Origin of the sequence: Paenibacillus sp. PCH8, assembly GCF_002968835.1 — a bacterium.
Lineage (GTDB): Bacteria > Bacillota > Bacilli > Paenibacillales > Paenibacillaceae > Paenibacillus.
Window position 1 is genome coordinate 1,411,396 of the sequence record NZ_PKQK01000001.1, and the last position, 12,014, is coordinate 1,423,409.

5 protein-coding genes are annotated in these 12,014 nt (G+C 47.7%); 2 read left to right on the forward strand and 3 right to left on the reverse strand.

Translation table 11 applies throughout. From position 1 onward, the window contains the following. Positions 1-128: 128 nt before the first annotated feature. Positions 129-1,631 (forward strand): malate:quinone oxidoreductase, encoded by a 1,503-nt coding sequence (locus tag C0Q44_RS06270; RefSeq protein WP_105406494.1) that lies wholly within the window; start codon positions 129-131, stop codon positions 1,629-1,631. A gap of 168 nt (positions 1,632-1,799) precedes the next feature. Here the strand turns inward: C0Q44_RS06270 and C0Q44_RS06275 are convergent, their stop codons facing one another. Then, a complete protein-coding gene (locus C0Q44_RS06275) occupies positions 1,800-4,895 on the reverse strand; it encodes a hybrid sensor histidine kinase/response regulator (RefSeq protein ID WP_105406495.1) in 3,096 nt (1,031 codons plus the stop codon). Between the two features lie 577 nt (positions 4,896-5,472). Between C0Q44_RS06275 and C0Q44_RS06280 the strand changes: the two genes are divergently transcribed. After that, on the forward strand, positions 5,473-7,581 hold the full coding sequence (locus C0Q44_RS06280; protein ID WP_105406496.1) for a TerD family protein: 2,109 nt from the start codon (positions 5,473-5,475) through the stop codon (positions 7,579-7,581). 184 nt (positions 7,582-7,765) lie between these two features. Here C0Q44_RS06280 and C0Q44_RS06285 read toward each other — a convergent pair whose 3' ends face one another. Next, positions 7,766-9,403, reverse strand: coding sequence for an extracellular solute-binding protein (locus tag C0Q44_RS06285; RefSeq protein ID WP_105406497.1), 1,638 nt, complete (start codon positions 9,401-9,403; stop codon positions 7,766-7,768). A gap of 20 nt (positions 9,404-9,423) precedes the next feature. Next, complete coding sequence (locus C0Q44_RS06290) at positions 9,424-11,769, reverse strand: helix-turn-helix domain-containing protein (protein ID WP_105406498.1); 2,346 nt, start codon at positions 11,767-11,769, stop codon at positions 9,424-9,426. Positions 11,770-12,014: the final 245 nt, after the last annotated feature.

Consider the following 12,014-nt stretch of genomic DNA (forward strand, 5'->3'; position numbering starts at 1 on the left):
CTAGTTCAAGGTTATATTCATATTCATTCAGAGAAGGTGCGACCCCGTTCAAGAATGGGCTTGCTTCAAATGCCAAATCGACAACGCTTACATCCTTTTGGCAAATATAGGATATAAGGACGGTAGACATGAGCCAGGGACAAACGAGTACAGATGTGATCTTGATTGGTGCCGGAATTATGAGTGCAACTTTGGGAACTTTGCTAAAAGAATTGGCACCAGACTGGAATATTAAGGTTTTTGAAAAGCTCGCCACTGCAGGAGAGGAAAGCTCCAACGAATGGAATAATGCTGGAACCGGGCATGCTGCATTGTGCGAACTTAACTATACCGTTGAACGACCAGACGGAACCGTAGATATTAGCAAAGCGATTAAAGTGAATGAACAATTTCAGATCTCAAAGCAATTTTGGTCCTATCTCGTCAATAGCCGTCTGATTCGTAATCCGCGGGACTTCATTATGCCGATTCCTCATTTGAGTTATGTGCACGGAGAGAGCAATGTCCAGTTTCTGAAAAGACGTTATGACTCCTTATCGAACCATCCATTGTTCGCGGGTATGGAATTCTCGGATAACAAGAAAGAGCTGGCGAAATGGATGCCGCTGATGATGAAAGATCGTACAAGCAACGAGCCGATTGCGGCTACCAAGATTGACTCCGGCACGGACGTTAACTTTGGTGCTTTAACGCGTATGCTGCTTGGACATTTAAAGGAACAACACGTGGATATCCACTACGAACATAGCGTGAAGAATATGAAACGTACCCGTGATGGACTCTGGGAGTTATCGGTGAAAAATCTGAAAAGCGGAGCCGTGGAACGCCATCAGGCGAAATTCGTCTTCATCGGCGCGGGCGGCGGAAGTCTGCATTTGCTCCAGAAGACGGGCATTCCAGAAGGGAAACATATCGGCGGATTCCCGGTTAGTGGGATCTTTATGGTGTGCAAAAATCCGAAAGTCGTGGAACAGCATCATGCCAAAGTATATGGCAAAGCTTCGGTCGGGGCTCCGCCTATGTCCGTTCCGCATCTGGATACCCGATTTATCGACAATAAGAAGTCGCTGCTATTCGGGCCGTTTGCCGGGTTCTCACCGAAGTTCCTCAAGACGGGTTCCAATGCCGATTTAATCACGTCTGTGAAGATGCATAATCTGCTAACCATGCTCGCAGCAGGTGTCAAAGAAATCTCGTTGACCAAATACTTGATCCAACAACTGATGTTGTCCAAGGAACAGCGCATGGCAGAATTGCGGGACTTTGTTCCGGGTGCCAAGAGTGAGGATTGGGACATGGTTCTGGCGGGCCAGCGTGTACAGGTGATCAAAGATACCCCTCAGGGCAAGGGAACACTGCAATTCGGAACGGAAGTAGTCACGTCTGCGGATGGAACGATTGCGGCTCTGCTTGGGGCATCACCGGGTGCATCTACAGCTGTTCAGGTCATGCTTGAGATTCTCCAGCGCTGCTTCCCGCAGCATATGGAGGCATGGCAGCCGAAGATCAAGGAGATGATTCCTTCCTATGGCGTGTCACTTGTTGAGAACCAGGACCTTCTTCGCGAAGTGAATATGGCTACCGCGAAGGCGCTTGGCTTATCCGATGAGAAGCATGTGCTGCATGTGTAACCTTATACCGATACGATTAACATATTAATGAGGTAGCTTTATTAACTCAATATGCCAAAGAGCTAAGCCGGATTGCAACGGGGCTTAGCTCTTTTTTTGTCGTTAGGCGTGTCTATATTTTCCTGCCCACACGCTCTGAACGGAGTGTCAGGCAGGGTTACATCTGGCTCACCTGTCACTTAGACCCTTGTTACGGTCAGAAGGGATCACAAAGGAAACTTTCGTTCCTTGACCGGGTGAGCTGACGATGGTCAGGCCTTGTCCGTACATCTGAGTCAGCCGTCGATGTGTATTCGTTAGTCCAATGCCACCGGTTCGCCCGGTGCTCTTCTTGGGCCAAGCCAGAGCTTGTTCGATCTGCTCTGGACCCATGCCCACACCGTCATCTTCGATCTCGATTAAGGTAGCCGTTGCTTGATTGATGATCCGGATACAAACGGTACCGCCCGCGACTTTGCTTAGTACACCATGCCGAACTGCATTTTCAATGAGCGGTTGAATGGATAGTGGGGGCAGGCACAGATTCAGCTCACTTGGAATCTCCCAGACAACGTTCAGCCGGTCCATGAATCGTTCTTTCTCAATGTAGAGATAGGCACGTGAAAGGTCCAATTCATGAGTGACCTCCACCATTTTCTCCGAATTGACGAAATGAAAGCTGGTTTGAAGATACTCGATAAAGGCATCGCCCAGTTTCTGCATTCGCTCCGTGTCCATCTCACTAAGAACCATGATTGAATTGAGCGTATTAAAAAGAAAATGTGGCTGAATCTGTGCTTGTAAGTAAGCAGCCTCCATGCGCAGCCGCTCATCGATGGATTGTTTCAGCACGATCAGTGATCCGATGCGGTGCCTCAACTCTACGGCATCAACCGGCTTGGTGACATAGTCCGTAGCGCCAGCCATGAATCCGGCGTAGATATCGGCCGGTTCGTTACGAGCCGTCAACAATAGAATGGGAAGCTCGGATACCGAATACCGTTTGCGTACATTCTCTGTCAGTTCATAGCCGGACATATGAGGCATCATGACATCGGCAATCAGTAAGTCCCACGGCTCCATATCCAGCAACTCAAGTGCTTCAAGCGCGGAAGCGGCAGGTTGAATATGGTAGGGTTCATTCGCAAGCATGGAGATCAGTACTCGCAGGTTTACAGGATCATCATCGACGGCGAGAATTCTTGCGGCAGTCTTATCTTGAGAAATGGTTTGCTGCGGTTCAGCAATCGCAACTTCTTCGAAGTTGTGATCGTCCCATCGCTGCTCCGTCTGATCAGCTAGCGATGCGGTATCTTCCCGTGGAAGCGAGATTTGGAAGATCGATCCTTGCCCGGGTACAGATTGCACGGTGAGTTGGCCGCCATGGAGTTCGGTGAGCTGCCTGCTGATATTTAGACCGAGGCCGATTCCTCCACTCAAACGAGCCTCTGGGGTCCCCTGTTCATATGCCTCGAATATTCGCTGTTGTATCTCCTCACTCATACCAACGCCTGTATCCGAAACTTGAATCAAGATGTGCTCTCCATCTTCCCGAACAGATACGGTAATGATACCCTCATCGGTAAATTTAAGTGCATTATGCAAGAGGTTGTAGAGAACCTGAACAAGCCTTCTCTCATCAGCCTGAATAAGTGGTATTCCTTCTGGGATATCCACGGTCATTTGCACACTTTTACCCTCTGCCATAAATCGGAACATACCGATAACACCTGAGATGACAGATGAAAGAGATAGAGGCTTTTTCACCAGCTTAATCCGTTTTTCTTTCAAACGAATCACGTCCAGAAGGTCATCGACCAGTTGGGACATGCGTCGACCGATGGTAACTAACAACTTCATGTCTTCTGCCTGCTGACTTCCTGAATTACGCCGTTCACGTACCGCGATACTCTCTGCAATATTGATGATGCCATGCAGGGGTGTGCGCAGTTCATGGGCCGTATTTACAAGAAACTGATCCTTCTGCCGATCCTCCTCTTTGAGCTGTTCGTATAACTTCTCAATCTCACCTGAATTGCGGAAGTATTTCTTGAACCAATAGGTGGAGAAGCAGAATATGGCCGCGATGACATCAATGGGATAATACACGTTGGTAATCTCGTTATGGGAGTTCACGACTCCCCACAGTGCACTTGATAAGCTGCTGGTTGCCGCAAAGAGCAAAAAGCTTGCATCACTTCGTTTCTCAGCTGCCATTCGGAAGAACAGATACACAGACCAGCCGATGGCAAACAGATAAAGGAACTCAGAGAACCCGGTCTCAATTACGTGGTAGATCATTGTTACTGGTGCAATCAGCAAAAATACAGAGTAGACACCAAGCACGCTGGCATATACGTGGAAAAGTCTGCGCCCTTGTAGACTATGATAGAAACTTCTCGCCATCAGAAGAAGAAAGAACGAGAACAATGAATAGGCTAAGGCTGTGACCTTGACCATCCAAGAGAAGTTGAGCGGTATCCAGTTCAATAGAAGACTGTCATGGTCGCATGCAACCGTTAGGGCAACGGTCAGTGTTAACATAGAAAACGTCAGCAGAGCTCGTTGCTTCCGGTTAAACAGAAACATGACACAAGCATACAGACTGTGCAGGAGCAGTACGGCGATCGTAATTTTTTGCAAATCCATGGATAATCCTCGCTCATTTTCAATCGCTTCTGGAGATCCAAAATAGAGGGAGCGCATAATACCACCGCTGTAAGGGTCATCAAAATTCGCTGTTTGTACAAGAAGATCAATTTCACTGGCTCCGTTAAGAGCATAGGAAGCTGTAAACGCAGTCCTTTCTGGTTGATAGGCTTCGGCATGTGTGGCGAGTTGACCGAATTTGGCAACAATGGTCCCGTTCATCTCTACGGTCGATGAAGCCTTAATCATCTGCCCCCAGAGAGTGACTTCCTCGACCGATGGGTTCAGAAGAATACGAATTCGGTACGTTCCATACCCGAATGATGACGAAGATGATGGTAACGTATTACGCCAATCTCCAGGAACTTGAATCCATGTCGATGGGTGGCTCGATATCCTTGTGTCGCGATTGGAGATTAACGCATGGGGGAAAAATTCCCATTCTCCATCGAGGGATATTAGTGAAGCGTTGGCAAGATCCCAGTCTCGAAGATCAAGAACACCCTTATTGGGTTCAGGATGTTTGGGTATAGTGAAAGATTCGGACCAGATCCAGCGAAAACCAATTAAAATAGTCAGAAATAGAATCGACAGCACTACATATCGGGGTATCTTTTTATAGGTTATTTGTTTCATGGCAGACACTAGTTTTCGACACTATATTTCAAATTCCTGCATGTCCTCTGCCAATGAAGAATATTTATGGTGAAATTATAGATTAAAGGATGATCAGTGAGCCAGAGGAGTTGTGCATATGAGAGTGATTTTGGTAGATGATGAATATCTCTCTCTGAGCAGGTAGAACAAATTGTTGCTAGAGAGAGGATTGCGAGATTATCGGATCTTTTCTGACAGCAGAAGAAGCCATAGAACAAATCGCACGCCATGCAGCTAGCGCAATGTTTGCTGATATTTGGGATTAGCAATGGCTTTTTGATATTCTTTTGCAGGAAGAAGCGATTGTCGTAATACTTTCACCCTGTTGGGATATCATGGAATCTGAGATGATGAGTTCACCAAAGGTTCGGGTCACAACTTCGGACCAATGGCCTTCAGGCTATGGCGATCCTTCCTTCTACAATCATTGGAGATCATAGGGTCGCCGCTCTCCTGAAGATTTCATTTTCAGAGAGGAGGCGTCCAGGCTATCATATTCCTTCCTTCTACCCTAATCCAATAGTATAGGGATGTGGCTTTCCTGGACTCTTTAATCATGAACAATACCATCTATTTGCGCAGAACAAACCAACTTATTATCGAAGTTAATGAAGGGGAGAAACGATTGCCTAAGGCTCATTTGGCGACTGCCCTCAAAAATATTGAAGCACTGGGATACACGTTCTCGAATGAATTGATGCACGCACTACGGAAGCTGTCCACGGAACAATTCGAAGCAGTATATCTCCAACTCGTGAAAGATCTCAAAGTCATGGTTGGTGCCCATGTGGATTACAGACCGATGTATGCGGGATTTCCGTTGCAAGTCATGCAAGAGGATGAGGCAGAGCTATACCTTAACGCGATTTTTCATTATCTGACCCATCTGGCAGTGGACTATTCCGGTCAACCCTTGGCAGGGAGATCGCCCTTACTGGACAGGACGGATATGAAGGTCATTGATCTGGGGAGCAAGCAAGCGTTCCATAAGCTGATCCGCCAACTCATTGAAGCGAAGGGTTCCATATCCGATACCGATAAGAAGGATATTAAAAGAGCATTGAAACATGCAGATCCGAGTGAGGTGGATGCGATCCTGCCTGCGGATATTCCATTCAAAGAAAATGTAGGCTTCGTTGTCGCTACACTATTAATGTATGAACAAGCGAATATGGAACGGATTGGGCATTATTTCAAAACGGCAAGCGATGTGCTCCGTCTAGCCGTTTCCTGGTCGGATGGTGACGTCAGTCTGGCTGTCGCCTCCCCATTCCGTAAATTTAAACGGAGCGAGAGACGCCTACTGCTCGGCTTGCTGGAGCAGTGTGGCCCCATTACAGAGGATATGCTCCGCTATAAGGAGCGTTGGATTCGCCTGGGCGAAATTCTGCATCCTTCCGAATATAAGCTTAGGTATCCGCGATGTCAGGAAGCCTTTGAACTTTTGCGTAATGATAAACCGTTCACAACCTTCAATGGAAGTGTGGAGCTTGCATTCCAATATCGCAATATCTGGACCCTGATCGATCTGTTATCACAGCGCCCAGGTGAATTCGCCAGAAGGCTGGATCACATGCTGCGCATCACCGAAGAGGAAGCCTATGTGCTGCTGGCATTCAGCGAGGTAGCGGCGCAGGTATCAACCCCGGTGCTGTTACAGGTGAGACAGCATTTTGTGCAGCGTAATGAACCGCAGGACCTGCGTATCTTTTTCCCGAAAGGCAATGTGGCAAAGGCTTTTGCGATTCCAGTTCAGCTGCCGGAGATGGATGAGACGATATGTCAGGAAGTCGTACAATTATGTGAGCAGGCATTGGTACAACGGTTCGCCGTTCTTCCCATGCTTGGTAAGACCTACATCGATCCGCAGCTCAAGGACTATCTGGTGCCATTTTCCCAAAGATCAGCGAGTAAGGCACTTCACACGATTGTGCGGGGAAGCCGTGTACCGATGGCAGCGGGTGATACGATTCGTTTCTTTAGCTGGTGGAAAGAGGGGGAAGTGGATGGCAAGTCCACAGGACGTGTGGACATTGATCTGTCGGCCGTCATGTATGACGAGAATTGGAATTACCTTGAACATATTTCGTACACGAATCTGCGATCTGCGAAATATAAAGCGGTCCATAGCGGGGATATGGTGACTGCACCCTACGGAGCGAGTGAATTCATTGATCTGCATATTCCTTCGATCGTGAACTATGGTGGACGTTATGTGGTTGCGACGCTGCATTCCTTCACCAGTCATCCGTACTGTGATCTGCCGGAATGTTTTGCAGGCTGGATGATGCGGAAGAAGCCGGGGTCTAGCGAGATCTATGAGCCGTCCACCGTCGCCAACAAGATCGATATTACAGCAGATACACAGATCGCCATTCCGGTTATTCTGGATCTGGTTCAATGTACAATCATCTGGACGGATCTGGCTCTGAAGAGATACCCGGACTTCAACAACAATGTGGAGGGAAATCAGAAGGGCATGGTCTTGATGGGCAAAGCGATGACGACATTACGCAAACCAAATCTGCATGACTTGTTCATGCTCCACACCAAGGCCAGAGGTGAACTGGTGGATACGATGGATCAGGCGGATACGATCTACGGGGTGGATGAAGGTGTGACACCATATAACATGGAGCAGATTATGGCGGAGTACTTGGTCTGAGTTATATAGAAAAAGACCCATGTATGAACAGTTTCCGATATTTCGCCATATCGCCCACATATTAATCAGCATTACTCCCCTCTAGTCCACAAGTGATTACCGGACCTTAATCATCTAATAGTTGAAGTGAGTATCCTGCGCAAAAAGACTTCGAACTTGACGTAACGAAGCCTTTTTGCGTTGTTTAATTTGCCAGATCATTCGCTTCTTTCAGCACGACTGCACCGCCTGAGTCCATAAATTCCTGCACGAAATCGTCAAATTCACTCAACGGTCTCTCGCCTGTAATGAAGGCAATGTAGGCCTTATTCTTTAGCTTAATCAACTCTTGTCCGTACTTGGCAAGTGAAGGAGTGGCCACCTCAAGCGCGTTATAGATACCATCCTGATCCAGTTCGAGCGTGGATGCCCATCGCTCCCGTTCCCCAGTCTGCTTCACTGGAACTGTCATGCCAATGTTCGCACCAATTCCGTTCTGATAACCAAACATCGTATCATATGGGGGAAGAATGATCACGTTCCGGGGGAGGGTGTCTGTCCAGGTCCAATGCTTATTTTTAATACCAAAGGTCATCGTTGCTGCTTCGTCCGGGTCAGGGTTCGCGCTCACGTAATCTAGAATACGGAGAATCATCTCCAGCTTGCCAGGCTCTTTAACGGCATCGGCACCGATTGCCGTAAAGCTCATCAGCATATCATAGCCTTTGGAGCCGCGTTGTCCGTGAGGTCCGGTAAAAGGTTTCCCGACAACAACCTGGGCATCCGGTTTTTTGGCAGTTAGCTCTTTTACGTTATATGTCGATTGTGCCGGGGTCTTCACCATATGACCATTCTGATCATATCGCCAGTCCAGATAGTCGCCCGCCTGAATCCAGTGATAATAGTTGCCCATCGATGTCATGCCTATCCTGCTGTTAATAAAGGCATGAGACAAATGTTTATAACCGCCCTTGTTCTCCCCGGTGACAAATTCAGGATCAATGACACCGTCCTGGTACCATTTACGCAAATATGGAAGGGCTTCTTGCATCTCCGGTTCTAATGCACCGATGACCCTCTCCCCGTCCTTCGTGGCAAAGTAGAGCTGATCTGCGAAGACGATCTGCCCGAAGGCGCCAAACACCACGTTCATCCCTTCACTGGAGAGACCATAGGTGTCCTGAATGCCATTGCCATCAGGGTCATCATAGGTAAAGGCATAGATCATCTTCTCAAAATCAGCCAGCGTTTGCGGAACGGGCAAGCCAAGCTTGTCCAGCCAATCCTGCCGATACACCACAGGTGTGCGGTAGATATTGGTCGGATTAATGACGGGAATTCCGTAGTATTTGCCGTCAATCATCCCGGCATGCGCATAGGCAGGTGCCTGTTCACGGATCGTTCGCATCAGGTTCGGGGCATACGTGTTCAACGTTTCCTCAGGAATCTCAGCAAGCACACCTTGCTGTTGGTATTTCAGTAAGTCCTGTGGCTGGCGGATGCGAAACAGATCGGGAATGGAACCTTGGGCCAGCTTCATGTCCAGAAGAGCTTCATATTTGTTGTTTTCAAGGTTCCACACATCGAGATCAACACCGAATTGATCTTCTACAGTACTCAGCATCTCTGCATCTTCAGAGACGGGTAGATTCTGATGCATCGTCCATGAAATGTGGAGTGGCGCTTGCGTTGAATCCGTTGAATTAATCGACGCGACGCGTTCCTTTTCAACGGTGGCCTTCTGTGACCAAGGCAGATTACAGCCACCAAGAATACTGGTTATACCGACCAGAAACAATACCGTGAGAAGCACAGTCACACGTTGCTGTCTCTTTTTTTTCATCCACTAACCCTCCCCTCATGTTAAAGATCCGCATCTGCCATTGCTGCCGAAGAGATATTGCGCAGATAATGGCCTGGCGTACAGCCGTACATATCTTTGAACCTTTTGATGAAATAGGCTGTTGTCCCGTAGCCAACCGAACTGGCTATTCGTTCAACGGTCATGTTGTTGCTTTCAATCAATTCCTTGGCCCGCTCCATCCGTTGGGAAGTGATGTAATCGGTATAGGTAACACCCATTTCTTCTTTAAAAAGCTTGCTCAAATATTTGGGGCTAATGAATACCTGAGTGGCTACTGCCTCCAGTGAAAGGTCTTCGGATAGATGATTCTTAATATATTGCTTCGCTAGCCCAATGGTGGAAACAGCCCGATCACTGTTCCGATTCTCGGTCTCCGAGATAAACACCGTGATCGACTCCACCAGCCAGTTGCGGTACGCCAGAATGTTGCCAATACTGACGTATTCTTGGTACAGATCCGGTTGGCCGTGCTGAAGAGGGTGCTTGTAACGAACGTTCTTCACCACATCGGAGTACACGAATACGGCGTTTGCTAGCATGAAATGGCAATAGTTTGCGGGATATAGACCTTTGCGCATCGTAGCAATGAACTGGTCCAGAGCCTTGATCGCCTCTTCCAGCTGCCTGGCATGTAGCTTGTCTCTGAATCTGGTGAGCATCGACTGTGGAATTTCCTCCAGATTATGCTCGCGCTGGAGTATGCTGCGATCATTCAGGATGGTGAGTTCAGGCACGAAGTATGCGTATTTCATTAATGTCTGGGCTTCACTGAAACTCTCATGTACATCGGTCAACTCCTGTACCCAAGGGCCAGCGGATAGTTGGATCTCCCGATGGAATTGTTGTTTGGCCTCCGATGAGAGGAGATGGGATAGCTGATCCAGGAGTGGCTCTGAATCCAGATTGGTACACAGAATGACCACGAGTTTCTTATCGGGTAGTTCCTCGGCAATGAGATGGCTGTTCGGTAGAGACAGGGATTCCAGTCCATGGATCAATCGGGATGACGCCGTAGACAGGTTATCTGATTGGATTCCCAGATGGGCTCCCCCTGTATTCAGAAGCAAACAACAATACGCAGAGTATTGTTGTGGTGAGATGCCCAGAGCAGGCAGGTCCTCTGCCCATTGCTCAGGAGTATACCCACCATGCAACAGGTGGAGGATTGCCTTTTGCCGGATTGCAGAGCTATTCGCCAGCAACGTCTCCTCCAGGTCGCTTACCTTGTCGTTCAACTGATTGAACGCACTGTCAATGAGATGGTATTCATTGGTGATATGCTTAGGTGACGGACCAGACAAGTGTTTAACCCGGCCAACGAGGCGCTTGATTGGACTGTAGTTGGCTCGGACGAGTACTGCGGATAACGCAAGACCGACGACTATGGCAACAAGACAGATGACAAGGATGAGCTGTTGGATCATGGTTGCTTGCTTATAGTAGAAGCTGGAGGGCGTTGCGCTATAGATCATCCAGTCTGTTGAAGGCAAAGTCTGATAGGAAACGACGGAGGATACATCGTTCACCTCTTCATCAAAGCTGCCCTTGGCATGACCGGAATTCAACGCTTTCATCATACTGGACTCATATTTTCCGTCCTGCATCAACAGATCTTGATTCGTGTTACTTACGGGATTTCCCGCCCGGTTTACCACAAATGTTTCTTTATATTGCGAAGGCATCATATTCTCTATAATTTGGTTTATTGCACTTTCCTTCACATCTATGGCGATGATGACATCACTGGTCTCTCCCGTAGAACGAAAAGGATAGCTATGTGCATACGTGAATAGATCATTGCTGGTATCCGCCGGAATGCTGGAGAAAATATCCTTAGGGATATGGCGTGAAGGCGTCCAGAGGCTATTATGCTTGCTTGTCCGCATCTCCTGAATCCAGTCCGTATAATATGCGGCACTCTCGCCCTGATCTGCGTCATAGCGCAGGCCGTATAGCGAAGATAGCATGATGTTTTGTTTAGGATAATAGAGATGAATGGCTTGAGAGATGTCGGCATTGCCGGCAACTTTGGCCTTGAGCAGCTCTTGAAGATCAACAACATGATCCAACCCGCCACGATTACTGGCTTTATCCGCGAACATGCTTATGTTGGCAGATTTGTCGAGCGACAGGTCTACATACATCTGTTGAACACGTTGTAATACGGTTCCTTCAATCGTACGGGCTGTATTTTCAAGAATCAGTTGATTCTTGTTCTTTAATTCTTCATTATAACTGCGCGAGAAATAGATATAGAAGAATGAGCATATGAGCAGTACAATGATGACCACGATGGAACCATATGAGATCGCCAGACCCGCCCATGCGGAGTTCCATTTTTTCATTAGACATTCCTCCCGGCCCAAATTATACACTACCTGATTTCGGTAAGGTTCATGATTTATATTAACTTAGTGTAAAATATTGAGGATTTTTGATATTGCGTCGATATTGATACAATGACGAAATTGTTTTATTGCTGGTTGGCGGCCACAATGCTACATTGAGACCGAACCGAGACCAACTATTAAACGATGGGAGTCGACACGATTTGAAAACGAATGCTACTAAAAACAAAAACACGAAAAGA